The organism is Curtobacterium sp. MCSS17_006 (genome assembly GCF_003234215.1).
Taxonomy (GTDB): domain Bacteria; phylum Actinomycetota; class Actinomycetes; order Actinomycetales; family Microbacteriaceae; genus Curtobacterium; species Curtobacterium flaccumfaciens.
Genome location: NZ_QKSO01000007.1, coordinates 127299 through 152839, shown reverse-complemented (window position 1 = coordinate 152839; position 25541 = coordinate 127299). Strand labels below are relative to the sequence as shown.

Sequence of the window (25541 nt, the reverse complement as noted above, 5' to 3'; positions counted from 1 at the left end):
CCGCGGCGGCCCGGGTCGTCAGTGCGTCAGCGCGGGGACCGTCCGCGGGCGGACCACGAACCAGAGCATCAGGATCGCGACGGCGGCGGTCGACGCCATCACCATCGCCATCGGGGTGGCCGTCGTGATGCCGAGCCAGCCGACCACCGGCGAGATGAGCCCGGCGACGCCGAAGTTCAGGGCGCCGAGCACCGAGGCGGCGGTCCCGGCCTCTTTCCCGTGGGCGGCGAGACCGATGACCTGCACGAGCGGGAACGAGAACCCGCACGCGGCGATGAAGAACCACAGCGGGACGAGCACGCCGACCAGACCGGCCCCGAGCTGGTCGAGGACGATGATCGCGATCGACGCCAGCAGCAGGGTCGCGGTCGAGCACGCCAGGATCCACTGCGGACCGACCCGCTGGGCGAGCCGCGACGAGATCTGCACGCCGAGGACGACCCCGACGGAGTTGACGGCGAAGAGCAGCCCGTACTGCTGCGCATCGAGCCCGTAGACCTGCTGGAACAGGAACGGAGACGCGCTGAGGTACGAGAACAGTCCGCTGAACACCATGGCGCCGATGAGCGCGACGCCGACGAAGATCCGGTCGGAGAACAGCGCCTTGTAGCGCTGGCCGATGGTGGAGTGCCCGGCCTCGTGCCGGCGGGCCGGGGGCAGGGTCTCGACGATGAGCAGGATCGAGGCGATGACCACCGCCAGGCCGTAGCAGGCGAGGAAGACGAAGATGCCGCGCCAGCTGGTGAACTGCAGCATCTGCGAACCGATGAGCGGCGCGAGGATCGGTGCGAGGCCGTTCACCATCGCCAGGCGGGACAACATGCGCACCAGCGGCTTGCCGCCGAACAGGTCACGCACCGTCGCCATCGCGACGACACCACCGGCTGCGGCGCCCATGCCCTGCAGCACGCGGAACACCGCGAGCAGCTCGATGTCCGGCGCGGTCGCCGCACCGATCGAGGCGGCGATGTGCACCGTCGTCGCGATGATCAGCGGCAGTCGGCGGCCCACCTTGTCGCTCCACGGGCCGACGAGGAGCTGCCCGATGGCGAAGCCGAGCGTCGTCGCGGTGAGCGTCAGCTGGACCGCGCCGTCGGTGACGCTGAACTGGTCCTTGATCGCCGGGAACGCCGGCAGGTACAGGTCGATCGTGAACGGACCGAGCGCCGTGAGGGCGCCCAGGACGAAGACGTAGACGAGTCGCTGCCCGCGGGAGAGCGAGTCTCCCGGGTGCAGGACGACCCGGAGCGAACCGGTGGTGGCGGGCGCGGTCACGAGACAGGAGTCCTTCGACGATGAGGGGGCGGGGGGTGATCGCGGGTCGATCGAATCGATTCGTCCGCGGAACCATCCTACGGTCGCCGGTGCCTGCTCGGCGCCGCCGGTGCCGGCCGCCCGCGTGAAGCGGCTCGTGCTGCCCCTCGGCCCGGCGCGGACCATGCGGTAGCGTCGGGTTGCTCGGGGGCCTTCCGGGTGAAGCGGATCAGAAGGGGGTGGGCGTCATGGTGGATGCCCGGATCCTGCACACCACTGCAGCGCTGCGCGAGGCGATCCTGCGACTCGCCGCGGACCGACCGGTCTCGGAGATCACCGTCGCCGACGTCACGCGTGCCGCCGGCATCAACCGGGCCACGTTCTACTCGCACGCCGTCTCCCCCGGGTCGCTGCTCGCCGACGTCCTGACGCCGGAACTCGACCGCATCCGGCAGGACGACGCCGACGAGCGCCGGGCCGCCGCCGACCGGGGCGCCGGGGCCGATGAGCTCGTGGCCATCACCCGGCGCGGCATCAACGCCGTCGTCGAGCACGTGACGACGCACCGTGACATCTACGGCAAGGCGCTGCCGGACCCGAACGACGCCTCGCTGCACCGGCTGCTCGTCGAGCACTTCACGGTGTCGAGCGCCCTGCACATCCGCGAGCTCGACCCCGCCCACCGGCCCGACCTGCTCGACGACGTCGCCGCGGGGTTCGTGGCGCAGGGCTTCGTCGGGGCGATCGAGGCCTGGCTCGCCGGGCCCCGGCGGTCGCGGAAGGCGCTGGTCGAGACGATCACGCTGTCGTTCCCCGCGTGGTGGAGCTGAGCGGACCGTTCCTACTCGGCGTCCGTCGTGTCGCCGTCCGTCGGGTCGCTCTCCGGCTTCTCGCCGCGCTGCAGGGACTGCACGACGTCGACCGCCGTCGCCGCGGTGTCGGCGTCGTCGCCCTCCGACGGCACGCGGTAGTCGGCGGACACCCCGTCGCCACCGGTGCCGGTCGCGGGCAGCGGATCGCCGAGGGACACCACGACGACCCCGGCGTCGTGGGCGGTCTGGATCACGCCGGTCAGCGCGGACGGTCGGGCGGCGTGCACGAGCAGGGCCTTGGCCCCCTTCCGCACGAGCTGGGCGACCGCGGTCCGCTGGGACGCCGCTGCACCCGATGCCGGAGCGACCCGGACGTCCGGCCGGAACCCGGCATCGGTCAGGTCGGTTCGGAGCCGGTCGGCGAGGGCCGCGTCGTCGTGCACCAGGACGACACCGATCACGGCCTGCTGGTCGAAACCCCCGTCGGAGCTCGTCAGGTCGGTGCTCTGCACGGGTGTGGGGGCAGCCGACGTCGTGCCCTGGCACCCGGCCAGGGTCAGGGCCGCCGCCAGGGCGACGGTCACGGCGACGATGCGCAGCACGGTGGTCTCCTCTTCGGTCCGGTCTGCCACGCTACCCGGCGGCCGGGCCGTGCGACGACGGAGTCCGCGACGGGACTGTTCCGCCCGGGCTTGCCGGGGCTGTCGTCGCCGGCGCAGGCACGGGGCCGAGCCGTCGGACGGCCGCGATCGCCAGCGCGGCGAAACCGATCATCGCCGCGAACACCAGGGGGAACGACACCGTGCCGTCGGCGCCACCGGTCGCGGTGAAGAGCAGGCCGGTCACCGCCAGACCGATCACGCTGCCCGCGGCATCAGCGATCGTCAGGGCCGAGCTCGCGAACCCGTCGTCGCCCTCGCCGGAGAACCGCAGGGTCAGCATCGAGGCGCGCGGGTAGATCGCGCCCATGCCCGCACCGCCGACGAACCAGCCGGCGACCAGCACCCACCACGACAGGTCGAACGTCGCGACCGCGAGCGCGGTCACCAGGCTGACGAGCACCAGCGCGAGGCCCACCCCGAAGGTGCGCCGGGCACTGAGCCGCCGCTCCCCCAGACGGCCGTGCGCCCAGCTCGACGCGGCCCAGCTGAGTGCCGCCACCGTCAGGGCGAGCCCGGCGGCCGACGGCGACAGCCCGTGTTCGGCCTGCAGCAGGAACGGCACGTACGCCTCGCTCCCGAAGAACGACGCAGCGACGAGCCCGCGCAGCAGCACGACCGACGGCAGCCCGGCCGCGGCCCGGAACGTCCCGGTCGGCAGCAGCGGCCGCAGGGCGAACCAGGTGCCCACCAGCCCGACGACGACGGCCGCGACCATGCCCCACGGGGTCAGGTCCGGCGCCACGTTGAGCAGCAGGATCGACACGGCCGCCGCCACCGACCACCCGATCCGGACCCGCTGCCACGGCGGGCGGAGCGACGCGGCCGGGGCGTGCAACCGGCCGAGCGTCGGCACGAGCAGGACGAACGCGGCCAGCGCGATCACCAGGGCCCCGGCGAAGACCCAGTGCCAGTTCCAGGTGTCGGTGACGATGCCGGCCAGCGCGGGACCGATCAGCGCGGGGACGACCCAGGCCGCGGCGAACCCGGCGAACACCGGTCCGTGCAGCTCGGCGGGGAAGATCCGGGCGACCAGCACGTACAGCACCACGTCGATCGCCCCGGCGCCGAACCCCTCGATGAGCCGCCCCGCCAGGAACACCTCCATGGTCGGCGCGAGCATCACCACGGCGGTCCCCACGGCGAAGAACACCGCCGACACCCAGGCAACGATCCGTCCGCCCGCACGGTCGGCCCAGTTGCCGGCGAGCACCATGCCGGGCACCCCGGCGGCGAGCGGGGCGGCGAAGGCGAGGGCGTACAGGGTCTCGCCGTCGAGGTCGCGGCTGATCACCGGCATGATCGTCGTCATCGCGAGGTTCTGGAACGCCGCGACGCCGACGATCGCGACCATGCCGATCGTCGCGAGGGCGTACGGCCCGCTCAGCAGGCTGGTCCGCGACGCCGTTGTGCTCACCCGATCATCGTAGGGGCGGGCGCCGACGACACGGTGGCGCGTCCCGCGTCCCGCGTCCCGCATCCCGCGACCCCCGTCCAGCGCCCCGAGTCCCGAGTCCCGAGTCCCGAGTCCCGCGTCAGCAGGGCCCGCGTCAGCAGGGCAGCAGGGCCCGCTTCAGCGCGCCAGCGCCTGCTCCAGGTCCGCCACCAGGTCGCCGGAGTCCTCGATGCCCACCGACAGCCGCACGACGTTCTCCGGCACGGCCAGCTCGGTGCCCTTCACGGACGCGTGGGTCATCTCGCTCGGGTACCCGATGAGCGACTCCACACCACCGAGCGACTCGGCCAGGGCGAACAGCTCCGTCGACTCCGCGAAGCGCTTCGCTGCCTCGGCGCCCCCGGACAGCGCGACCGAGAGCATCCCGCCGAAGCCGCGCATCTGGCGTGCGGCGACGTCGTGCCCCGGGTGGTCGGGCAGGCCCGGGTAGTAGACGCGCTCGACACCGGGCGCGACGACGAGCGCCTCGGCGACGGCCTGCGCGTTCCGCGAGTGCCGCTCCATGCGCACCGCGAGCGTCTTGATGCCGCGGGTGGTCAGGTAGGCGTCGAACGGCGACGAGATCGCACCCGCGCCGAACTGCAGGAACTGCACCTTCGCCGCGAGCTCCTCGTCCGCCAGCACGACGGCTCCGCCGACGACGTCGGAGTGTCCGCCGAGGTACTTCGTGGTCGAGTACACGACGACGTCGGCGCCGAGCGACAGCGGCTGCTGCAGGTACGGCGACGCGAACGTGTTGTCGACGACCACCAGTGCGCCCGACTCGTGCCCGAGGGTCGCGAGCGCGGCGATGTCGGCGATCTTCATGAGCGGGTTCGTCGGCGTCTCGACCCACAGCACGGTGGTGGCCGGCGCGCCCTGCAGGGCAGCGCGGACCTGGTCCAGGTCGCTCATGTCGACGACGACGAGCTCGACGCCCCACGGCACGTGCAGCCGGCTCACCAGGCGGTGCGTCCCGCCGTACACGTCGTTGCCCATCACGACGCGGCCACCGGGGACCAGCGCGGCGCGGAGCAGGGCGTCCTCGGCGGCGAGCCCGGACGCGAACGACGACGCCGCGACGCCGCCGTCGAGGTCGGCCAGGAGCACCTGCAGCGAGTCACGCGTCGGGTTGCCGGCGCGCGAGTACTCGTAGCCGTTGCGCATGCCGCCGACGCCGTCCTGCACGTACGTCGACGTCAGGTGGATCGGCGGGATGACGGCGCCGGTGGTCTCGTCGGGCTCCTGGCCGGCGTGGACGGCCCGGGTGCTGAACTCGGTCATGCTCGGTGGTTCCTTACTCGGAGAGGTAGGTGAGGAGGTCGTGCCGGGTCAGCACGGTGACGGGCTTGCCGTCCGCGACGACGAGGAGCGCGTCGGCCGACTCGAGCGCACGACGCGCCGCGGAGACCGATTCGCCGACGCCGATGAGCGGCAGCGGGTCGCCGACGAAGCCGGTGAGCGCGTCCGACATCTTCGCGGTGCCGGTGAAGACCTGCTCGAGCAGTGCTTTCTCCTCGACGGCGCCGACGACCTCGCCGATGACGACGGGCGGCTCCGCGCTGAGCACGGGCATCTGCGAGACGCCGTACTTGGTCATGATGTCGACGACGTCGCGCACGGTGTCCGCCGGGTGCGCGTGCACGAGGTCGGGCAGGCGGCCGTCCTTGCCGGCGATGAGCGAGCCGACGGTGCGCTCGTCGTCGGTCTCGGCGAAGCCGTAGGAGCGCATCCACCGGTCGTTGAAGATCTTGCCGAGGTAGCCGCGGCCCCCGTCCGGCAGCAGCACGACGACGACGTCGTCCTCGGTCAGGTCACGGGCCGCGCGGAGCGCCGCGACGACGGCCATGCCGCTCGAACCGCCGACGAGCAGTCCTTCTTCGCGCGCCAGGCGCCGGGTCATCGCGAAGGAGTCGGCGTCCGACACCGCGATGATCTCGTCCGGCACGCCGGCATCGTACGCGCTCGGCCAGAAGTCCTCGCCGACGCCCTCGACCAGGTACGGGCGACCGGTGCCGCCGGAGTACACGGAGCCCTCGGGGTCGGCCCCGACGATGCGGACGCCGCCATCGGACGCCTCCTTCAGGTACCGTCCGGTGCCCGAGATCGTGCCGCCGGTGCCGACGCCCGCGACGAAGTGGGTGATCTGCCCCTCCGTGTCGCGCCAGATCTCCGGACCGGTGGTCTCGTAGTGGCTTCGGGGACCGTTCGGGTTCGCGTACTGGTTCGGCTTGTAGGCGCCGGGGATCTCCTGCACGAGCCGGTCCGACACCGAGTAGTAGGACTCCGGGTGCTCCGGCGCGACCGCGGTCGGGGTCACGACGATCTCGGCGCCGTACGCCGTCAGCACGTTGCGCTTGTCCTCGCCGACCTTGTCGGGCAGCACGAAGACGCACCGGTAGCCGCGCTGCTGTGCGACCAGGGCCAGGCCGACGCCGGTGTTGCCGGAGGTCGGTTCGACGATGGTGCCGCCGGGGCGCAGGTCGCCGGAGGCCTCGGCCGCGTCGATGATCCGGGTGGCGATGCGGTCCTTGGACGACCCACCGGGGTTCAGGTACTCGACCTTCACCAGGATGGTCGCCCGCACCCCCTCGGTCACCCGGTTGAGCTTGACGAGCGGGGTGTCGCCGACGAGGTCGACGACGGAGTTCGCGTAACGCACGGCGTCGAGTCTAGGACGCGGTCCCCGCGTCCCGCTGGGATGTGTCGTGCGCGGACAACGCACGGGGATCCCGCGGCGGGCGGCGCGCCCTGGTCGCGCTGCGCGCCGGACGGGAGGCCCGTGCGGACGCCGCCACGGGCCTCCAGTCCGGCGCCCGGTCGCGACCACGACCGTCAGGGGCGGACGACGTCCGCCGAGGTGTTCTGCTGCCGGTGCAGCTGCGCGTACGTGCCGTCGAGGGCGAGGAGTTCGTCGTGCGTGCCCTGCTCGACGATCTGCCCGTGGTCGAGGACGAAGATGACGTCGGCGTCGCGGATCGTCGACAGCCGGTGCGCGATCGAGATGGTGGTCCGGCCGGCCGCCGCCGTGTCGAGCGCCGTCTGCACGACGTGTTCCGAGATGGAGTCGAGTGCGCTGGTGGCCTCGTCGAGGACGAGCACCGGCGGGTCCTTCAGCATGACCCGGGCGATGGCGATGCGCTGCTTCTCGCCACCGGACAGGCGGTAGCCGCGCTCCCCCACGACGGTGTCGTAGCCGTCCGGGAACGACGCGATCGTGTCGTGGATGTTCGCCGCACGGGCCGCACGCTCGAGCTCGTCGTCGGTGGCGTCGGGCTTGGCGTACCGCAGGTTCTCGCCGATCGTGGCGTGGAACAGGTAGGTCTCCTGGCTGACGATGCCGACGTGCCGCATCAGGTCCTCGTGCACCAGGTCGCGGACGTCCTGCCCGGCGAACCGCACCGATCCCTCGGTCGCCTCGTACAGCCGGGGCACCAGGTAGGACACCGTCGTCTTGCCCGCGCCGGAGGGGCCGACGAAGGCCGCGAACTGCCCGGGGCGGAGCTCGAACGACACCCCGCGCAGGGTCGGCTTGTCCGCTTCGCCGTCGGGGTAGGTGAAGACGACGTCCTCGAAGGCGACGTGGCCGACCTTCGACTCGTCCACGGGCCGTGCGGTCGGCGAGTCCGTGATGGCCGGCTTGAGGTCGAAGTACTCGAAGATGCGGGCGAAGAGCGCACCGGAGGTCTGCAGGTCGAGGACCACGCGCAGCAGCCCGACCGTCGGGAACAGCAGCCGGGACTGCACCGTCGTGAACGCGACGATCGTGCCGGCCGTGATCGGGACGTCGCCGATGATCAGGTACGCGGCGACGACGTAGATGATCGCCGGGATGATCGACAGGAAGATCTGCACGATCGCGAAGAACCACTGCCCGGACATCTGCTGCCGGACCTGCAGGGTGATCTGGTTGCGGTTCTCGTCCCCGTAGCGGCGGGTCTCGCTGGCCTGCTGGTTGAAGCTCTTCGCGAGCAGGATGCCCGAGACGCTCAGCGCCTCTTGGGTGATGGCCGTCATGTCGGACAGCGACTCCTGCGTCTGCGCGGCGATGCGGGCCCGGACCTGGCCGACGCGGCGCTGCGCGATCACGAGGAGCGGCAGCAGGACCACGGCGACCAGTGTCATCTGCCAGCTCAGCAGGAGCATCGCGACCACGGCGGCGATCACGGTCACGGTGTTGCCGAGCACCGACGAGATCGTGTTGTTCAGCACGCTCGCCACGCCGCCGACGTCGTTCTGCAGGCGCGACTGGATGACGCCGGTCTTGGTGCGGGTGAAGAACGCGAGCTCCATCCGCTGCAGGTGCGCGAACAGGCGCATCCGCATCGCACCCATGACCTTGTTGCCGACCGTCGCGGTCAGGTACGTCTGCCAGACGCCGACCCCGGCGCTCGCGATCCAGAGCAGGACCATCGCGGACACGAGCTCGACCAGCACCGGGACGTCCGGGCGACCCGACGGCGGGAACAGCCCCCGGTCGAACGCCTGCTGGGTGAGCAGTGGCGGCACGACCGAGATGGCCGCGCCGACCAGCACGAGGACGACCGTGAGCAGGATCGCCCGGCGGTGCGGCTCGAACAGTGCGGCGATGCGCCGGACCAGGTGCGGGATCCTCGGCGCCTCGGCGTTGGCGGCCTTCTGCGCGCGGAAGTCGCCGCTCGAGATGCGCCCACCCCCGCGCGGACCGCCGCCTCGCCCGCCGTGTCCCATGCTCATGGAGCCACCGTAGCCCCGCGCTCGGACATCGACCGCCCTGTCCACAGCCCCGCAGTATTTGACCCCGTTCAGGGGGCGTGCGAGCATGTGCCGTCCCCGTCCCCGCACCACCGAGGTCCCATGTCGTCCGCGCCGTCACGTCCCACGTCCCTGGGGGCGCAGCTCGCCCGCCGCAAGCCGATCGAGCAGCTGCAGGCCGAAGCCTCCCGCGGTGTGAACGGGGAACCGCTCCGTCGGTCGCTCGGGGTCTGGCAGCTGACGATGATCAGCGTCGGGGCCACGCTCGGCACCGGCATCCTGGTGGTCCTCGGCACCGCGGTCCCGCTCGCCGGTCCCGCCGTCTGGATCTCGTTCGTCGTCGCGGGGATCGCCGCGCTGCTGTCCGCGCTGTCGTACGCCGAGATGGCGGGCGCCGTCCCGACCTCGGGGTCCAGCTACTCGTACACCTACGCCACGATGGGCGAGGGCATCGCCTGGATCTGCGGCTGGTGCCTCGTGCTCGAGTACGCCGTCTCGGTGGCCGCGGTCGCCGTGGGTGCCAGCGAGTACGTCGACGAGACCCTGCGCGTGTTCGGACTGCACCTGCCCACCGCACTCTCCGCTCCCCCGGTCGACGGCGGCGTGGTCAACCTGCCCGCGGCGGTCCTGGTCCTGCTCGCCACCGCCGTGCTGCTGCCCGGTGCCCGCGAGAGCGCCTGGGTGAACACGGTCATGGTGATCGTGAAGATCGCTCTGCTGGTCTTCTTCGTCGTCGTGGCGTTCACGGCGTTCCGGGCGCAGAACTTCGAACCGCTCGCCCCGATGGGTGCCGCCGGGGTCACCGCCGCCGCGTCACGGCTCTTCTTCTCGTACATCGGCTTCGACGCCGCTTCGACCGCCGGTGAAGAGGCGAAGAACCCCCGCCGCGACCTGCCCCGGGCGATCATCGGCTCGATCGCGCTCATCACCGCGCTGTACATCCTCGTCGCGATCGCCGCCGTCGGGGCCCGCTCGTGGACCGCGTTCTCGTCGTCCGAGGCGTCGCTCGTCCGCATCGTCGTCGACGTCACGGGGCAGCCGCTCGTCGCCCTCGTGTTCTCGATCGGCGCCGTCGTCGCCATCGCCAGCGTCGTGCTCACCGTCCTGTACGGCCAGACCCGCATCCTGCTCACGATGTCCCGCGACGGCCTGGTACCGAAGGTCTTCGGCCGGGTCTCCCGTCGCACCAGCACCCCGATCGCGAACACGCTCATCATCGGCATCGCCGTGACGATCGTCGCCGCGCTCGTGCCCCTCGGGGAGCTCGCCGACGCCACGAGCATCGGCACCCTCGTCGCCTTCGCCCTGGTGAACGTGTCCGTCATCGTGCTCCGCCGTTCGCAGCCCGACCTGGAGCGCTCGTACCGGGTGCCGCTGTTCCCCGTCGTGCCGATCCTCGGCACCCTGAGCTGCGTGCTGCTCGCGGTGTTCCTCGGCGCCACCACCTGGATCGCCTTCGGCATCTGGATGGTCGCCGGCGCCCTGCTCTACCTGGCCTACGGCCGCCGCCACAGCACCCTGCGCTGACGCCCCCGCCGCCCCGCCCCCGCCCCGCCCCGACCTCGCCCTCGCGCGCTCACCGACACTTCACGCGCGCCGTCCCCCGTGAACAGTCGCTGAGCGCGTGAACCCGCGACGCGGTTCCTCGTCCACAGCTGCCACGTCGAGACCACGTCGTCCACAGATGTCCCGTCGCGACACCGTCGGCGGCGGACGACGACGAACATCACGGCATGAACGAGAGCACCCACCGTCCGCGCCTGCTCCGTGCCACGGCACAGGACCCGACCAACGCGCGACTCCTGCAACGTCGGCACGCCTCTGGGGCGATGGTCCGCCTGCTCGCGGGCGTGTACATCGGGACCGAGGAGTGGGACGCGCTGAGCTCCGTCGGCCAGCACCTCGCCCGTGCACGGGCGATCGCGCCACGGCTGCGTCGTGGCTCGGTGTTCTCCCACGTCACCGCTGCGCTGATCCACGGCTGGCCACTGGTCGGGGACGCACCCGATCGAGTCCACGTGATCGACCCGGCTGTCCCGGTCATCCAGCACCGAGCCGGTCTCGTCCGACATCCGAGCGGTCCGACGCCGCGGACCGCTACCACGGCCTTCGACGGCGTACCGGTCACGGCTCCCCTGGACACCGCGACGGCGCTCATCACGACAGGGTCGCCCCACGTCGCCGCCGTGGCCGTCGATGCTGGCATCCGTCAGGGGGTGCTGGCGCTGGACGACCTCCGCGGCGTGGTCCCCGTCCGTCCTGCACGCGGCTCAGTGCACGCCGAGATGGTCCTCTCGGCGCTCGATGCACGGCACGAGTCCGTCGGCGAATCGTTCGCGGCGATCCGGTTCGTGCAGGTCGGGCTCCCTTCGTGTGAGCCGCAGGTCGAGTTCCGGCACCCCGACGGCACGGTCGACCGCGTCGACTTCTGGTTTCCGTCGCTCGGCGTCGTCGTCGAGTTCGACGGCCGGCAGAAGTACGTCGACCCGTCGATGCTGCAGGGGCGCGATCCCGCGGACGTCCTCTGGGCGGAGAAACGTCGTGAGGATCGGCTCCGCGCGCTCCCGGCAGTGCGGGCCGTCATCCGTGTGACGTGGTGGCACCTCATCGAGCCCGACCGCCTCGTTGCGCTCTTCCGCTCGCATGGCGTCCTCATCTGAGCTGTACGAGCTCACGCGCTGGCAGACACTTCACGGACTGGTGCGCGCGTGAAGTGTCGGTCAGCGCGAAACGTCGCCGCGCGCCGCCGCCAGCGCCGCCGCACACCCCCCGCACACGACGAAGGCCGCCGCCCCGAGGGGCAGCGGCCTTCGTGACCGAACGGTCGAGACTACGCGAGCTCGATCGTGGCGCCAGCGGCCTCGAGGGTCGCCTTCGCCTTGTCGGCGGTCTCCTTGTTCGCACCCTCGAGGATCTTGGCGTCGGCGGTCTCGACGAGCGCCTTGGCCTCACCGAGGCCGAGCGACGTCAGGCCACGGACCTCCTTGATGACCTGGATCTTCTTGTCACCAGCGGACTTGAGGATGACGTCGAACTCGGTCTTCTCCTCAGCGGCCTCGGCCGGAGCAGCTGCGCCGGCGGGGGCGGCAGCGGCGACCGGGGCGGCCGCGGTGACCTCGAAGACCTCTTCGAACTTCTTCACGAAGTCCGAGAGCTCGATGAGCGTGAGCTCCTTGAAGGCCTCGATGAGCTCGTCCTGCGAAAGCTTCGCCATGATTTTCTCCTACTACTAGCTAGTACGTGTGGTTGATGAACGCGAGCCTGATCAGGCCGCGGACTCCTGCTTCTCGCGAAGGGCGTCCACGGTGCGGACGGCCTGCGAGAGGGGTGCCTGGAACAGGTACGCAGCACCGAACAGCGAGGCCTTGAGTGCGCCGGCGAGCTTGCCGAGCAGCACTTCACGGGACTCGAGGTCGGCGAGCTTGTCCACCTCGGTCGCGGTGAGCGGGTTACCGTCGAAGTAACCGCCCTTCACCACGAGCTCGGGGTTCGCCTTGGCGAATGCACGCAGCGACTTCGCGACGGCGACGGTGTCACCGTGGACGAAGGCGAGAGCGGACGGACCGGCGAGCTCGTCGTCGAACGACGAGATGCCGGCGTTGTTCGCCGCGATCTTGGTCAGCGTGTTCTTCACCACGGCGTACGTGGCGTGCTCACGGATCGAGTTGCGGAGCTCCTTGAGCTGCGCGACCGTGAGACCGCGGTACTCGGTGAGCAGAACGGCGTTCGAGCTACGGAAGGACTCCGTGAGCTCGGCGACCGCAGCTTCCTTGTTCGCCATGGTTCTCCTTGGGGGTCTTGCCGGCAGCCCCAGGTCCACGAACGAAAAAAGCTCCGGCGCAGAGGCTCGGAGCTGCTCTCACCAGATGGTGGGAGTGGTTCGGAACACCTGCGCGGGATGCCTCACGAGTGAGGACCTTCGGTCACGATGTTCACAAACACGTTGCGAGCAGCACGACATCCGGCGGTCTTTGGCTTCGAGAACTGTACCAGACGCCGTGGGCGTCACCAAACAGCGGTCGGGAGGCGCGGTGCGGGCCCGCACCGCGCCTCCCGACCGTCAGTGGGTGCGGTCCACCGCAGCGGGTGTCGCCGACCAGTCCGCGGACCCGGCAGGGTCAGCCGACGACGACGCGACAGCCACGGCCCCGGCCCCGGCCGCGGCGGCAACCGCAGCCGGGTCGCGGGGCAGGTGCACCGTGAACACGGTGTCCCCCGGCTCGCTCGTGACCTCGACCCGGCCGCCGTGCGCCTGCACGACCGCGTCCACGATGGCGAGCCCCAGGCCGGTCGACCCGACCGTGCGGGACCGCGAACTGTCCGCCCGGGCGAAGCGCTCGAACAGCTTCGGGAGGAACTCCGGGTCGATCCCCTGACCGGTGTCGCGCACGGTCAGGTCCACGCCACCGTCGACCGGGGCGAGGCCGACCGTGATGCGGGTCCCCTCGGGTGTGTGGGTCCGGGCGTTCGTGACGAGGTTGACGATGACCTGGTGCAGGCGTGCGGCGTCCCCCGTGATGGTGACCGGCTCCGGCGGGACGTCGACCTCGATGGGGTGTTCGGGCGAGGCGGCGTGGGCGTCGTTCACGGCGTCGAGCACCAGGCCGGTCAGGTCGACCTCGGCGAACTGGATCTCGCGGCCCTCGTCGAGCCGGGCGAGGAGCAGCAGGTCCTCCACCATCGAGGTCATCCGGATGGATTCGGACTCGATGCGGCTCATGGCGTAGACGACGTCCTTCGGCAGGTCGCCGCCCATGCGCCGGGTGAGTTCGGCGTACCCGCGCACCGAGGCGAGCGGGGTCCGGAGCTCGTGCGAGGCGTCGGCGACGAATTGCCGCACCTTCTGCTCCGAGCGTTCCCGCGCCTGCATCGCACTGCCGATGTGCCCGAGCATGCGGTTGAACGCGCTGCCGACCCGGCCGACCTCGGTGCGGGGGTCGGTGTCGGGCACGCGGACACCGTCGAGGGCGTCGCTGCGGTCGAGCGGCATGCGCGCGACGGTGGACGCGGTCTCGGCGACGCGCTCGAGCGGCCGGAGCGACTGCCGGACCACGAACGCGGCGACGACCGAACCGGCGACCAGTGCGGCTGCCAGGACCGAGAGGACCCCGGCGAAGAGCTTCCAGACGCTGTCGTAGACGGGGGCCATCGGGAGCCCGACGACCAGGACGGCCGGGCCGACGTTGACGGCGGCGAGGCGGTACCGCCCGACGTCCGAGCCGAGGTCGATCGTCTCCGGGTCGGCGTCCACACGGACGGACCCCAGTGCCTCGGCGCTGGCCTGCGGGATCCCGCTCGGGCGGCCGTAGTCGTCGAGCACGTTCGCGATGACGACCTGCCCGTCGACGAAGTACGCCGTCAGGGTGCCGGCAGCTTGCCCGGACGGCCGGGACAGGTCGATGCTCGGCTGCCCCGACTGGTTCTGCTGCAGGTACCGCTGCGCCCGGTGGGTGGCGCTCGTGATCTGCTTGTCGATCGCGCTGGTCTGGATCGAGAAGAGCGCGATGAGGCTCGCCCCGCCGATCACCGCGCTGACGGCGACGACGAGGGCGACGATGCTCAGGACGAGCCGGCGCCGCAGGGTCACGAGGTCGGCTTGATGACGTACCCGACGCCGCGCACCGTGTGGATCATCGGGGTCTCACCGGCGTCGATCTTCTTGCGCAGGTAGGAGATGTAGATCTCGACGACCGACGACTTGCCGCCGAAGTCGTACGACCACACCCGGTCCAGGATCTGCGCCTTCGAGAGCACGCGACGGGGGTTCCGCATCAGGAAGCGGAGCAGCTCGAACTCGGTGGCGGTCAGTTCGACCGGGCGGCCGGCGCGGTGCACCTCGTACGACTCCTCGTCGAGCACCAGGTCGCCGACCACGATGCGGGAGTCCCCGGCCTCGGAGATCGAGATCTGCGAGCGGCGGATGAGCCCACGCAGCCGCGCCACGACCTCCTCGAGGGAGAACGGCTTGGTGACGTAGTCGTCGCCGCCCGCGGTGAGCCCGGTCACGCGGTCCTCGACGGAGTCCTTCGCGGTGAGGAACAGCACCGGGGTGTCGTCGTTGTTCTGCCGCAGCCGGCTCAGCACCTGCAGCCCGTCGAGGTCCGGCATCATCACGTCGAGCACCATCGCGTCGGGCTTGAACTCCCGCGCGGTCGTCAGGGCGTCCTGCCCGCCGTTCGCGCTCTTGACGTCCCAGCCCTCGTAGCGGAGCGCCATGGACAACAGGTCGGTGAGGCTGGCTTCGTCGTCGACGACCAGGATGCGCAACGGGGTTCCGTCGGCACGCGTGAGGCGCGGGGCTGCTGCGGGCTGGGAGATGGTCACGTCTTCGAGTATCGAGAAGTTCCTATGAGTCGTCTGTGGCGCGGCCCAGTGCGTTCTGTGGATCGAGGACACGTCCACGTCTGCCGCTCCGTACGTTGGGAGCATGTTGCGATCTGCAGCCTGGCCCCCGTCGGCCCGGCACCTGGACACCGCGCGGATCGAACGGACGACCGGGAGGCCCGGCTCGCCACCGACGGACCGCCTGACGGTCGCGCGGGCGGTCGCCGCCACCACCCCACCCCTGTCCGCCGGGACGGCCGGCGGGTTCTTCGGGACCCTCGCCGCGATCGCGGCCGCGGACGTCGCCACCGCGCGCACAGTCGAACCGCACCTGGACGCGCTCGGGATCCTCGCACTGGCCGGAGCGGAGGTCCCCGTGGACTCGACCTGGGGCGTCTTCGCCGCCGAGGGGCCGGGCCTCCGGCTCGACGCCGCGCCGCAGGACGACGGCGCGGTCCTGCTGCACGGTACGAAGCCGTGGTGCTCGCTCGCCTCGACGCTCTCGCACGCCCTGGTCACCGCGCACCTGGGCGACGAGCGGGTCCTCGTCGCCGTGGACCTGCGACAGCCCGGCGTCACCGTGCACGACGACGCCTGGATCGCACGCGGCATGCCCGACGTGCCGAGCGGTCCGGTCGACTTCGCGGGGGTGCGCGCTTGGTCCGTCGGCGCACCCGGTTGGTACCTCCGGCGTCCGGGCTTCGCCTGGGGTGGCATCGGCGTCGCTGCCTGCTGGTGGGGCGGTGCCGTCGGGCTCGCCCGGGTGCTGCGTGACACCGCGGCGGCGCACCCGGAGTCCGAGCTGCTGCAGGCGGCACTCGGCGCCACCGTGGCCGACCTCGCCGACGCCGAGGACGCCCTCGCCGACGCCGCCGCCCGGATCGACGACTCCGACCCGGCCTCCGACGACACCGACTGGCGGCTGCTCGCCCAGACCGTCCGGTCGCGGGTGCGCCGTTCGGTCGACGCCGTGCGCGAGCGGGTGGTCTCGACGATCGGCCCGGCACCGCTGACCGCCGACCCCGCAGTCGCCGCGCGGGTCGCCGACCTCGAGCTCTACGTCCTGCAGGACCACGGCGCGCGGGACCTCGCCCGCATCGGCCGGATGGTGCTCGAGCGGGGCGGCGTCGCGTGGTGAGCTTCGACCACCGCGAGCCGGGCACCGACCCGTCGGCGTGGACGGGGTTCCTCGACGGCCTGGACACACCGGCGATCGAACTGTCCGGCACCGGGTCGGTGGTGGTCGTCGCGCCCCACCCCGACGACGAGACCCTCGGCGCCGGTGGGCTGATCGCGGCCGCTGCAGCGGTCGGCATCCCCGTGCACGTGCTGCTCCTCACCCGCGGCGAGCGCTCCCACCCGGACTCCCCCACGACGACCCCGGAGGCACTCGCCACCGCCCGTGACGCGGAGTTCGTGGCGGCCCTGCGCACCCTGCACCCCGACGTGACGTCGACCTCGGTGGGGATCCCGGACGGCGCGACCCGCGAACACCGAGACCGTGTCGTCGAGAGCCTGGACACCGTGCTCGCCGGCGCCGCCCGCCCCGTGCTGCTCGTCGCGCCGTGGCGAGGGGACGGGCACCGCGACCACCGCATCGCGGGCGAGGTCGCCCAGGCCACTGCGGCGAGCGCCCCCGACGTCGACCTGCTCGCGTACCCGATCTGGGCCTGGCACTGGGACGACCCGGACCACTCCCTCGCCCCGTGGGACGACGTCCGGGCCCTGTCGCTGCCCGACGACCTCGTCGCCCGGAAGCGTGCCGCCCTCGATGCCTACCCGTCGCAGACCCGGCCCCTGTCGGACGCGCCGGGAGACGAGGCGATCGTCGACGACCGGCACGCCGCCCACCACCTGCGGACGACGGAGTGGTTCTTCGCGCCGGGGTCCGCCGCGTCGCGGTCGCGCGAGTCGTTCGACGCCCACTACGACCGGAAGCCCGAGGGGTGGGACTTCGACGGGTCCTGGTACGAGCAGCGCAAGCGGGCCGTGACGCTGGCGGCGCTCCCCCGCCCGCGCTTCCGGTCGGCGCTCGAGCTCGGCTGTGCGACCGGAGTCCTGACCGCTGCCCTCGCCGACCGCGCGGACGACGTCCTCGGCACCGACATCTCGGCGGCGCCGCTGGAGCGCGCTGCCCGGCGCGCCCCGACCGCGCGGTTCGTGCAGGCCGCCCTTCCGGCGGAGTGGCCGGACGGGCGCTGGGACCTGGTGGTGATGTCCGAGGTCGGGTACTACCTGTCACCAGCCGACCTCGACGCGACGATCGACCGGGTGCTCGGGTCACTCGACGACGACGGCGTGCTCGTTGCCTGTCACTGGCGGCACCCCGACGACGAGGCCGTGTCGAGCGGTGACGCGGTGGACGCGCGGCTGACCGAACGGTGGCCGCGTCCCGCTCTGCTCCGGCACGTGGAGGAGGACTTCGTCCTGAGCGTCCTGCCCGGCCCGGCGGTCACCTCGGTGGCCCGGGCCGAGGGGATCATCCGGTGACCCGACCGGAACCGCGTGCACGCATCGACGTCGTCGTCCCCGCGCACGACGAGGCGGACCGGATCGCCGCGTGCCTCGACGCGCTCCTGGTGGCCGTCGACCGGCTCGGCACGGAGCGACCCGGGGTCGACGCGGCCGTCACGGTGGTGCTCGACGGCTGCACGGACGGCACCGCTTCGGTGGTCGATCGGTACGCGGTCGACGTCCTGACCACGGACCGCGTCGGGGTCGGTCGGGCACGGACCATCGGGGCGACGCACGCACTCCGTGCGCACGACGGCGACCCGGCTGCCCGGTGGCTCGCCCACACCGACGCCGATTCGCGCGTGCACGAACGGTGGCTCGTCCAGCAGTCCGACGCCCTCGCCGCTGGTGCGCAGGTGCTCGTCGGTGCCGTCGTCCCCGACCCGGACGACCTGGCGCCCGCGGTGCTCGACCGCTGGACGCGGGCGCACCCGCCCGGTGCTGCCCTCGGCCACGTGCACGGCGCGAACCTCGGCGTGCTCGCCGCGGCGTACGTCAGCCTCGGCGGGTTCGACCCCGTGCCCGAGCACGAGGACGCGCGGCTGGTGGCCCGGGCGCGGGCGCTCGGTTACCGGGTGGACGTCACCGTCGACCTGCCGGTGGTGACGAGCGGGCGTTTCGCCGGCCGGACCCCCGGCGGCTACGCGGAGCACCTGCGCCAGCGGTACGGCGACGTCGGCTGACCCGGCCTTAGTCGTCTCATAGGTGGGCGATGGGTCGGTCATCGACAGCGTGCCTAGCTTCTCCTCCGTCGGCCCCGCCGCGTGCTCTGCGCGGCCGGTGACCCCAGCCGGCCACCACCGAGGAGAACCATGTTCCTGACCTACCTCAGGCGCGAGCTCACGAACCGCAAGAAGCAGACGGTCATCATCGCGATCGGGATGGCCCTGGCCATCGCCCTCGTGGTGATCGTGTCGTCGATCTCGGGTGGCGTGCAGGCAGCGCAGTCGAGCGTCCTGCAGTCCGTCTACGGCGTCGGCACCGACATCACCGTCACCAAGACCGCGACGACGTCGACGAACGGCGGGCGTCCGAGCTTCGACTTCGGCAGCCAGGGCGACAGCGACGACGATAGCGGCTCGACCGACCTGTCGCAGTCGCGACTGGCGGTCGCCCGCGGCACGAGCACCCTGAACGCCGCGAACCTGTCCACGATCACGAGCACCGACGGTGTCAAGGCCGCGACGGGTGTCCTGACCCTCGAGAACAGCACGTTCTCCGGCCAGGTCCAGCAGCAGTCGACCGACGACAGCAGCACGGACAGCAGCAGCGACTCCAGCAGCGACAGCGCCACCCAGCAGGGGCCGCCGAGCGGGGACACCGGCGGTGGCGGCGGGTTCGGCGGTGGGTCGTTCAGCGTCGACTCGTTCACGGTGACCGGCATCCCGGTGTCCGGCGCGACGGTCGGTCCGCTCACGAGCACCGAGCTCACGAAGGGGCGCACCTTCGCCGCGAAGGACGCGGGCAAGGACGTCGCCGTGCTCGATGCGTCGTACGCGAAGAGCGAGTCGAAGGCGGTCGGCGACACCGTCGACATCGGCGGCACCGACTTCACCGTCATCGGCATCGTCAGCTCCACCGGCTCGGCCTCGACCACGGGCTCGAACACCTACATCCCGCTCGACACCGCGCAGGCGCTGGCCGACCTCGACGGCAAGGTCACCTCGATCTACGTCTCCGCCGAGTCCTCGTCCGACGTCAGCACGATCAAGTCCGCACTGCAGGCGAAGCTGACGAGCGCCACCGTCTCCACCGAGGCCGACCTGGCCTCGAGCGTGTCCGGGTCGCTCAGCACCGCGTCGAGCCTGGTCTCGAACCTCGGCAAGTGGCTGTCGATCGTGGTGCTCGCCGCGGCGTTCCTCATCGCGATCCTCTTCACGATCTCCGGCGTGACCCGCCGCACCCGCGAGTTCGGGACCCTCAAGGCGATCGGCTGGTCGAACGGCCGCATCACCCGACAGGTGGCCGGCGAGTCCCTGGTGCAGGGCCTGATCGGCGGCGTGCTCGGCGCCGCGGCCGGCCTGATCGGCATCCTCGTCGTGAACGTCATCAGTCCGACGATCTCGGCGAGCGCCTCGAGCACGACCGGGGGCGGCGCCGGCGCCGGTGGCGGTGGTGGCATGCCCGGCGGCGCGGCGACCGCGGCCGCGGGCAGCGGCACGACGGGCGGTGCACCGGCCGGGGGCTTCGGCGGCGGCGCGAGCACCGCGTCGACGACCGACGTGGTCCTGCACGCCCCGGTGACCGTCGAGATCATCCTGCTGGCGATCGGCCTCGCGATCCTCGGCGGCCTCATCGCCGGCGCGCTCGGCGGCTGGCGTGCGAGCCGGCTCCGTCCCGCCGAGGCGCTCCGGAGCGTGGCCTGATGCCCGGCCGCACCGACACGACCGAACCGACGACAGGAGCAACCGTGACCAGCACCGACACCGCGACCGGCGAGGCGGAGGCGAGCCGTGCCTCCAGTCCGATGTACCGGCTGACGAACGTCAGCAAGACCTACCAGCAGAAGAACCGGACCGTCACCGCCCTGACGAACGTCCACCTGACGATCCCGCAGGGGCAACTCGTGGCCGTCCAGGGGCCGACCGGCGGCGGGAAGTCGACCCTGCTGCAGATGCTCGGAGCGCTCGACCGGCCGAGTGCCGGGTCGATCCACCTCGGTGGCGACCGCGACGTGGCGAAGCTCGGCGACGGCGCGCTGACCGACCTGCGGGCGACCGAGATCGGCTTCGTGTTCCAGAGCTTCAACCTGATCCCGACGCTGACGGCGCTCGAGAACGTCGAGACGGCGTTCGCGGGGTCGCTCGCGAACCGGTCGCGGAGCGAGGTCCGCGAGCGTGCGGTCGCTGCCCTCCGCGAGGTCGGTCTGGGTGAGCGGATGGAGCACCTGCCGGCCGAGCTGTCCGGCGGTCAGCAGCAGCGCGTGGCGATCGCCCGGGCGCTGGTGAAGAACCCGAGCGTGCTGCTCGCCGACGAGCCGACGGGTGCGCTCGACGAGTCGACCCGCGACGAGATCATGGCGCTCATCGAGAAGCAGTGGCGGGAGCGCGGGCTGACCGTCGTCATCGTCACGCACGACTCGTGGGTCGCGAAGCGTGCCGAGCGGCGCCTGCACATCAAGCAGGGGCAGGTCCGCGAGGTCTAGCGGGGCGGCGGGGCGGGCGCGGGCGGGGCCTCCGCTCACGTTTCGCGCTGAGCGACAGTCCACGCCTCCAGGAGCGCGTGGACTGTCGCTCAGCGCGTGAGGACGCCGCCGGGCCCCGCCACCGGTGCCGCTCCCGCTACCCCGCCACCGGGTAGTCGCAGTACGCGAACCACGTCGAGTCCGGGGCCCACGGCGGCACGTTGACCGTCCCCTGCCCACCGTCGAGGGCCACCAGGGTCTCCGGCTGGACCGCGATCCGGGCACCCCGGACGAGCGACCCCGGCAGCAGTCGGAGCTCGACGCGGTGGTCGGCCGGGTGGCCCTGCACGCCGGGCTCGTACGACAGGTAGAGCAGGTGTGCGGCGTCCGGCGACAGGTGCGGGAACCAGTTCACCCGATCGTCGTTCGTCAGGCGGACGGGGCTGTCGTGCCCGGGCCAGCGCACGGCCAGCTGCGCGGTGCCGGGGGTGAACCGCTCCGTGTTCCAGAGCAGGATCCCGCCGGCCGGACTGATGGTGCAGCCGTCGTCGGGGTGCTCGTCCCGCGTGACGAACGTCGGCTCGCCGGTCTCCGGGTCGACCATCGCGACGTCAGTCGTCCAGACGCCGTCCTCGGACAGCTCCCCCACGATCGCGGCGAGGGCGCTGCCGTCGGGGGCGATGCCGTGCAGGTAGAACTTCCGCTTGGTGGGCAGAGCGGCGGCGACGTCGGTGATCCGGGTAGCGGGACCACCCTCGGGCAGCGGGACGCGGTACAGCTCGCCGTCGCGGGCACTCACCACGACGGAGCTGCCGGACGGGTCGAGCACGTGGTCGTTGTTGATCTCGTCGACGCCGTCCATCGGCACCGGCATGAGCGCCGTCTCGTCGAGCACGGTGCCGCTGTCGGCCGACGGCAGTCGCAGCAGCCACAGGTCGCCGTCGCCGTTGAGCACCAGGGTCTCGGCGTCCAGGACGTTCGGCGCCTCGACGAGCACCGTCGCCGACTCGAACACGAGCCGCGAGGTCCGGGACTCGACGTCGTACACGTGCACGCGGCTGGTCTGTCCGGGCAGCAGCTGCCGCCCGCGGGTCTCGTCGCTCATGGTCCCATCCTGTCGGTCGTCGGGTGGTCGGGGTCGGTGGGTCGTCGGGTGGGGAACGGCAAAACACCGGTGTCCACGCTGCGCACCGCGTCATGCGGGGGCGTCGAGCGCGAACACCGGTGTCTTGCGGAAGGGGGCCTCCGCCTACTTCACGGCACCCGCGGTCAGGCCGGCGACGAACTGGCGCTGGACCACGAGGAACGCGGCCACGACCGGGATCGACACGACGAGCGACGCCGCCATGACCTGGTTCCAGTACACGTTCGTCTGCGTCGAGTACTGCTGCAGACCGACCGCCAGGGTCGAGCCGAGGCCGTTCGTCATGACCGAGGCGAAGAGGACCTCACCCCAGGCCGTCATGAACGAGTAGATCCCGACCGCCACCAGACCCGGACGGGCCGACGGCAGGATGACCCGGAACAGCGCGCCCATCGGGCCCGAACCGTCGACCATCGCGGCCTCGTCGAGTTCGCGCGGGATGGTCTCGAAGTACCCGGCCAGCATCCAGATCGAGAACGGGAGCGTGAACGTCAGGTACGTGATGATCAGACCGAGCCACGACCCGACGAGCTGGATGCCCAGGGTGTTGCCGAGGTTCGTGAAGATCAGGAACAGCGGCAGCAGGAACAGCACGCCGGGGAACATCTGCGTGGAGAGCACCGCGGTGGTGAAGGTGCTCTTGCCCTTGAAGTTCCAGCGCGAGACACCGTAGGCGGCGAACGTCGCGATGATCAGCGAGAACACCGTCGCCACCGTGCACACCACGAGCGAGTTGATGAAGTACCGGCCGAGCGGCACCGTCGACCACATGTCGATGAACGGCTGGAAGGTGATCCGCGACGGGATCCACGTGAAGTTGTCCTGCACGTCGCCGAGGGGCTTGATGGCCGTGGTGATCATCACGTAGAGCGGCACGACCGTGAACAGCGTCAGGACGACCAGGGTGATGATCTTGAAGGACTTGGCGCCAGTTGTCTCACGCACGGACGGACCTCCGGTTGGTCACGGCGAGGTAGATGCCGGTGACGACGAGCAGGAAGAGCAGGAGCAGGACGCTCATCGCGGCACCGGAACCGAAGTTCCAGGTGATGAACGACGCGTTGTAGATGTGGAAGCTCAGCAGGTCCGCGGCGGGTGGCTGCGCGGTCGAGCCGAACAGCACGAACGGCGTGTTGAAGTCGTTGAACGTCCACAGGAACATCACGAGCACGAGCGTCACGTTGACGGGGCGGACCATCGGCAGCGTGATCGAGCGCCACTGGCGGAACGGCTTGGCGCCGTCGACCGAGGCGGCCTCGTACACGTCGTTCGGGACAGACTGCAGGCCGGCCATGAGCATCAGGAACGCGAACGGCCAGGTCTTCCAGATCGCCACGACGACGACGGCCACGAACGCGTTGTTGCCGATGAGCCAGAACGGGGCGTTGCCGCCGAACAGCCCGAGTTGGTCGACGAGCAGGTGGTTCAGGGCCCCCGAGTCACGCTGGAACATGAACTTCCAGGTGATGACGCCGGCGTACATCGGCAGCGCGTAGGGCACGAGGAACAGGGTGCGGAAGAGCCCGCGTCCGGCGAACGGCTTCTGCAGCGCGACGGCTGCGGCCATGCCGAAGGTCCAGGAGAGCCCGACCACGAGGACCGTGAAGGCGCACGTGATGAGGAACGAGTTGAGGACCCCGCGGCCGATCGCCTGGTCGAAGTCGACGACGACCTGGTAGTTCCGGAACCCGGCGAAGGGCGCGGCACCCCAGTTCGCGATGAAGTACTTGGTGAGCTGGATGAACGAGATCCAGATGCCGGTGAGCATCGGGACGATGTGGATGAGCAGCTCGAACAGGATGGCCGGCGCGACGAGCGCGTAGGGCAGCCAGTGGGTCTTGCGCTTGCGACCTGGCGGACGGCCCGACATCGTCGGGGCCTTCGTGTGCGTCAGGTCGATGCGCTCCGAGTCGGGCAGGACCGTCGTGGACATCTGGTGGGGCCTTTCGGCAGGAGGGGCGTGCAGGTGCGGTCCGCGCGGCCGTGGCAGCGGCCGGGAGGCGCGGGGTGCGTGGGGCGTCAGCCGCACGGCCGACGGGTGGTCGGCTCCGGGGCGTGTGCCTCACGGCCGACGGGTGGTCGGCCCTGGAACGTCAGGGGCGGAGGCCCGGGCGCGTCCGTCGGACGCGACCCGGGCCTCCAGCGTGGATCAACCGGCGGCCTGGGACACCTGGTCCTGGGCGGTCTGCAGTGCCGACTTGATGTCGGCCTCGGAGACCTTGGAACCGGTCGCGATCTTGGCGAACATGTCGTTCATCGCCTTGCCGACCGTGGACTCGAACTGGTCCTCGGCGGGCACCAGCGGGAGCGGCTTCGCCTTGTTGTTGTAGATGTCGAGGAACGTCTTCGTCTGCTCGTCCGTGACGGAGTCAGCAGCCTCGGCGAGCACCGGCAGAGCCGAGTACGGCTTGTCCAGCGTCGTCTGCGTGTCCATGCTCGTCATGTACTTGACGAACTTGAGCGCGCCGTCCTTGTTCTTCGTGTTCTTGAACACCGACAGGTTGATGCCGGCCGGGAACGACGCGATCTGCTCGCCACCGCTCGGGGCGGGCAGCGCCACGACGCCGTACTCGGACGACTTCATGCCGAGGGACTCGATGGTCGCGTTCGCGTTGTTCTGGTTGAGGATGAACGCGGCCTTCTTCTTCGCGAAGTCCGTGGTGGACTGCGTCGCGTTGTCGTACTGCGCGTTCGACGGGTTGGCGACCTTCGCGTCCTGCATGAGGTCGAGGTAGCGCTTGATGCCGTCGACGTTGGCCTTCGAGGTGAAGGTCGGCTTGCCGTCCTTGTCGAACCACTCGCCACCGTTCTGCGCCGAGTTGATGAACGCGAAGTGCGAGTTCTCGGTGTACGAACCGCCCGCGAGGCTGAAGCCGTAGGTGTCACCCTTGGTCAGCTTCTCGGCGGCCGAGACCATCTCCTCCCACGTGGTGGGCGGGGTGATGCCGGCGTCCGACAGCATCTTCTTGTTGTAGTACAGGCCGTAGGCGAGGCCGTAGAGCGGGACGCTCGTGACCGTCTTGTCGGGCGCGCCACCGGTGGACAGGGCGACCTTGCCGAACTTGTCCTCACCGCCGATCGCCTTCATCTCGGCGTCGCCGAACTCCTGGAAGGCGCCGGTGGCCTGGAGCGAGGTCGCCCAGGTGTTGCCGATGTTGACGACGTCCGGGCCCTGGCCCGAGGTGACGGCGGTCTGGATCTTGTTCTGCAGGTCGTTCCAGCCGATGACCTGGAGGTCGACCTTGATCCCGGTCTCCTTGGTGAACTTCTTGAGGACGGGGGTCAGCACCTCCTTGTCGTTCTGCAGGGACGTGCCCTGGTTGGACGCCCAGTAAGTGAGCGTCTTGGAGTCGCCGGAGTCGCCGGACGATCCGGAGGAGCAGGCTGCGAGGCCGGACACGGTGAGTGCGGCGGCCGCGGTGATGGCCAGTGCGCGGATGGCAGTGCGCATGACTCTCTACTTTCTCGTCGTTGAGATGGTGCAGGGGATGGTGCAGAGGTGGAGCTGGTGCTGCGGATGGTGCTGGTCGGGTGCTGCTGT

General features: G+C 71.1%; 22 protein-coding genes. 8 read left to right on the top strand and 14 right to left on the bottom strand.

Features of this window, described 5'->3' with window-relative positions:
- Positions 1-18 precede the first annotated feature (18 nt).
- Positions 19-1275 (bottom strand): multidrug effflux MFS transporter, encoded by a 1257-nt coding sequence (locus tag DEJ21_RS09020; RefSeq protein ID WP_111031976.1) that lies wholly within the window; start codon positions 1273-1275, stop codon positions 19-21.
- Positions 1276-1502: 227 nt separating this feature from the next.
- Between DEJ21_RS09020 and DEJ21_RS09010 the strand changes: the two genes are divergently transcribed.
- Positions 1503-2084, top strand: coding sequence for a TetR/AcrR family transcriptional regulator (locus tag DEJ21_RS09010; RefSeq protein WP_128781007.1), 582 nt, complete (start codon positions 1503-1505; stop codon positions 2082-2084).
- Between the two features lie 11 nt (positions 2085-2095).
- On the opposite strand, the gene DEJ21_RS09005 is transcribed toward DEJ21_RS09010, so the two are convergent.
- The 5 genes from DEJ21_RS09005 to DEJ21_RS08985 all read right to left on the bottom strand — a co-directional run bounded on the left by DEJ21_RS09005 (position 2096) and on the right by DEJ21_RS08985 (position 8870).
- The gene (locus tag DEJ21_RS09005; RefSeq protein ID WP_111224366.1) at positions 2096-2698 is read right to left on the bottom strand and encodes a substrate-binding domain-containing protein; all 603 of its coding nucleotides are present in this window, start codon (positions 2696-2698) and stop codon (positions 2096-2098) included.
- Position 2699: 1 nt separating this feature from the next.
- A complete protein-coding gene (locus DEJ21_RS09000; protein WP_181435834.1) occupies positions 2700-4142 on the bottom strand; it encodes an MFS transporter in 1443 nt (480 codons plus the stop codon).
- A gap of 156 nt (positions 4143-4298) precedes the next feature.
- Positions 4299-5444, bottom strand: coding sequence for a cystathionine gamma-synthase (locus DEJ21_RS08995; RefSeq protein WP_111224364.1), 1146 nt, complete (start codon positions 5442-5444; stop codon positions 4299-4301).
- 13 nt (positions 5445-5457) lie between these two features.
- Positions 5458-6822, bottom strand: coding sequence for a cystathionine beta-synthase (locus DEJ21_RS08990; RefSeq protein ID WP_110863383.1), 1365 nt, complete (start codon positions 6820-6822; stop codon positions 5458-5460).
- Positions 6823-6995: 173 nt separating this feature from the next.
- Positions 6996-8870, bottom strand: a complete 1875-nt coding sequence (locus DEJ21_RS08985; RefSeq protein ID WP_111224363.1) for an ABC transporter ATP-binding protein — start codon at positions 8868-8870, stop codon at positions 6996-6998.
- 126 nt (positions 8871-8996) lie between these two features.
- Between DEJ21_RS08985 and DEJ21_RS08980 the strand changes: the two genes are divergently transcribed.
- Both DEJ21_RS08980 and DEJ21_RS08975 read left to right on the top strand, forming a co-directional pair.
- The gene (locus DEJ21_RS08980; protein WP_111224362.1) at positions 8997-10421 is read left to right on the top strand and encodes an amino acid permease; all 1425 of its coding nucleotides are present in this window, start codon (positions 8997-8999) and stop codon (positions 10419-10421) included.
- A gap of 206 nt (positions 10422-10627) precedes the next feature.
- Positions 10628-11554: a hypothetical protein gene (locus DEJ21_RS08975; RefSeq protein ID WP_111224361.1), complete on the top strand. Its 927-nt coding sequence runs from the start codon at positions 10628-10630 to the stop codon at positions 11552-11554.
- 170 nt (positions 11555-11724) lie between these two features.
- Here DEJ21_RS08975 and rplL read toward each other — a convergent pair whose 3' ends face one another.
- From rplL to DEJ21_RS08955, 4 genes are all read right to left on the bottom strand, one after another.
- The gene (gene rplL, locus DEJ21_RS08970; RefSeq protein WP_027466380.1) at positions 11725-12108 is read right to left on the bottom strand and encodes a 50S ribosomal protein L7/L12; all 384 of its coding nucleotides are present in this window, start codon (positions 12106-12108) and stop codon (positions 11725-11727) included.
- Positions 12109-12159: 51 nt separating this feature from the next.
- Positions 12160-12675, bottom strand: coding sequence for a 50S ribosomal protein L10 (gene rplJ / locus DEJ21_RS08965; RefSeq protein ID WP_017888663.1), 516 nt, complete (start codon positions 12673-12675; stop codon positions 12160-12162).
- A gap of 279 nt (positions 12676-12954) precedes the next feature.
- Positions 12955-14481 carry a cell wall metabolism sensor histidine kinase WalK gene (locus DEJ21_RS08960; protein WP_111224360.1) on the bottom strand — a complete coding sequence of 509 codons (1527 nt, stop codon included), beginning with the start codon at positions 14479-14481 and terminating at the stop codon, positions 12955-12957.
- A complete protein-coding gene (locus tag DEJ21_RS08955) occupies positions 14478-15218 on the bottom strand; it encodes a response regulator transcription factor (RefSeq protein ID WP_110863388.1) in 741 nt (246 codons plus the stop codon). The genes DEJ21_RS08960 and DEJ21_RS08955 overlap by 4 nt, the downstream gene beginning before the upstream one ends.
- A gap of 103 nt (positions 15219-15321) precedes the next feature.
- Here DEJ21_RS08955 and DEJ21_RS08950 point away from each other — a divergent pair, with 103 nt between their 5' ends.
- From DEJ21_RS08950 to DEJ21_RS08930, 5 genes are all read left to right on the top strand, one after another.
- Positions 15322-16356, top strand: coding sequence for an acyl-CoA dehydrogenase family protein (locus DEJ21_RS08950; protein WP_111224359.1), 1035 nt, complete (start codon positions 15322-15324; stop codon positions 16354-16356).
- Positions 16353-17708, top strand: a complete 1356-nt coding sequence (locus DEJ21_RS08945; RefSeq protein WP_258374982.1) for a bifunctional PIG-L family deacetylase/class I SAM-dependent methyltransferase — start codon at positions 16353-16355, stop codon at positions 17706-17708. Before DEJ21_RS08950 ends, DEJ21_RS08945 begins: the two co-directional genes overlap by 4 nt.
- Positions 17705-18415 carry a glycosyltransferase family 2 protein gene (locus DEJ21_RS08940; protein WP_181435833.1) on the top strand — a complete coding sequence of 237 codons (711 nt, stop codon included), beginning with the start codon at positions 17705-17707 and terminating at the stop codon, positions 18413-18415. The genes DEJ21_RS08945 and DEJ21_RS08940 overlap by 4 nt, the downstream gene beginning before the upstream one ends.
- A 129-nt stretch (positions 18416-18544) precedes the next feature.
- Positions 18545-20098: an ABC transporter permease gene (locus DEJ21_RS08935; protein ID WP_111224356.1), complete on the top strand. Its 1554-nt coding sequence runs from the start codon at positions 18545-18547 to the stop codon at positions 20096-20098.
- Positions 20099-20199: 101 nt separating this feature from the next.
- Positions 20200-20877, top strand: a complete 678-nt coding sequence (locus DEJ21_RS08930) for an ABC transporter ATP-binding protein (RefSeq protein WP_071406345.1) — start codon at positions 20200-20202, stop codon at positions 20875-20877.
- A gap of 136 nt (positions 20878-21013) precedes the next feature.
- Here the strand turns inward: DEJ21_RS08930 and DEJ21_RS08925 are convergent, their stop codons facing one another.
- The 4 genes from DEJ21_RS08925 to DEJ21_RS08910 all read right to left on the bottom strand — a co-directional run bounded on the left by DEJ21_RS08925 (position 21014) and on the right by DEJ21_RS08910 (position 25451).
- Entirely contained in the window at positions 21014-21961 is a 948-nt protein-coding gene (locus DEJ21_RS08925) for a biopolymer transporter Tol (RefSeq protein WP_111224355.1), read from the bottom strand.
- 144 nt (positions 21962-22105) lie between these two features.
- Entirely contained in the window at positions 22106-22945 is an 840-nt protein-coding gene (locus DEJ21_RS08920; RefSeq protein ID WP_017888647.1) for a carbohydrate ABC transporter permease, read from the bottom strand.
- Positions 22938-23933, bottom strand: coding sequence for a carbohydrate ABC transporter permease (locus DEJ21_RS08915; protein ID WP_017888646.1), 996 nt, complete (start codon positions 23931-23933; stop codon positions 22938-22940). The genes DEJ21_RS08920 and DEJ21_RS08915 overlap by 8 nt, the downstream gene beginning before the upstream one ends.
- A 216-nt stretch (positions 23934-24149) precedes the next feature.
- Entirely contained in the window at positions 24150-25451 is a 1302-nt protein-coding gene (locus DEJ21_RS08910) for a sugar ABC transporter substrate-binding protein (protein WP_111038092.1), read from the bottom strand.
- Between the last annotated feature and the right edge of the window lie 90 nt (positions 25452-25541).

Bases quoted from the DNA above. Each gene is read 5' to 3' on its own strand.
- DEJ21_RS09010 (WP_128781007.1), top strand. From the start codon at position 1,503: ATGGTGGATGCCCGGATCCTGCACACCACTGCAGCGCTGCGCGAGGCG.
- DEJ21_RS08985 (WP_111224363.1), bottom strand. From the start codon at position 8,870: ATGGGACACGGCGGGCGAGGCGGCGGTCCGCGCGGGGGTGGGCGCATC.
- rplJ (WP_017888663.1), bottom strand. From the start codon at position 12,675: ATGGCGAACAAGGAAGCTGCGGTCGCCGAGCTCACGGAGTCCTTCCGT.
- DEJ21_RS08950 (WP_111224359.1), top strand. From the start codon at position 15,322: ATGTTGCGATCTGCAGCCTGGCCCCCGTCGGCCCGGCACCTGGACACC.
- DEJ21_RS08915 (WP_017888646.1), bottom strand. From the start codon at position 23,933: ATGTCCACGACGGTCCTGCCCGACTCGGAGCGCATCGACCTGACGCAC.
- DEJ21_RS08930 (WP_071406345.1), top strand. From the start codon at position 20,200: ATGTACCGGCTGACGAACGTCAGCAAGACCTACCAGCAGAAGAACCGG.
- rplL (WP_027466380.1), bottom strand. From the start codon at position 12,108: ATGGCGAAGCTTTCGCAGGACGAGCTCATCGAGGCCTTCAAGGAGCTC.
- DEJ21_RS08995 (WP_111224364.1), bottom strand. From the start codon at position 5,444: ATGACCGAGTTCAGCACCCGGGCCGTCCACGCCGGCCAGGAGCCCGAC.
- DEJ21_RS08910 (WP_111038092.1), bottom strand. From the start codon at position 25,451: ATGCGCACTGCCATCCGCGCACTGGCCATCACCGCGGCCGCCGCACTC.
- DEJ21_RS08925 (WP_111224355.1), bottom strand. From the start codon at position 21,961: ATGAGCGACGAGACCCGCGGGCGGCAGCTGCTGCCCGGACAGACCAGC.
- DEJ21_RS08975 (WP_111224361.1), top strand. From the start codon at position 10,628: ATGAACGAGAGCACCCACCGTCCGCGCCTGCTCCGTGCCACGGCACAG.
- DEJ21_RS08935 (WP_111224356.1), top strand. From the start codon at position 18,545: ATGTTCCTGACCTACCTCAGGCGCGAGCTCACGAACCGCAAGAAGCAG.
- DEJ21_RS08980 (WP_111224362.1), top strand. From the start codon at position 8,997: ATGTCGTCCGCGCCGTCACGTCCCACGTCCCTGGGGGCGCAGCTCGCC.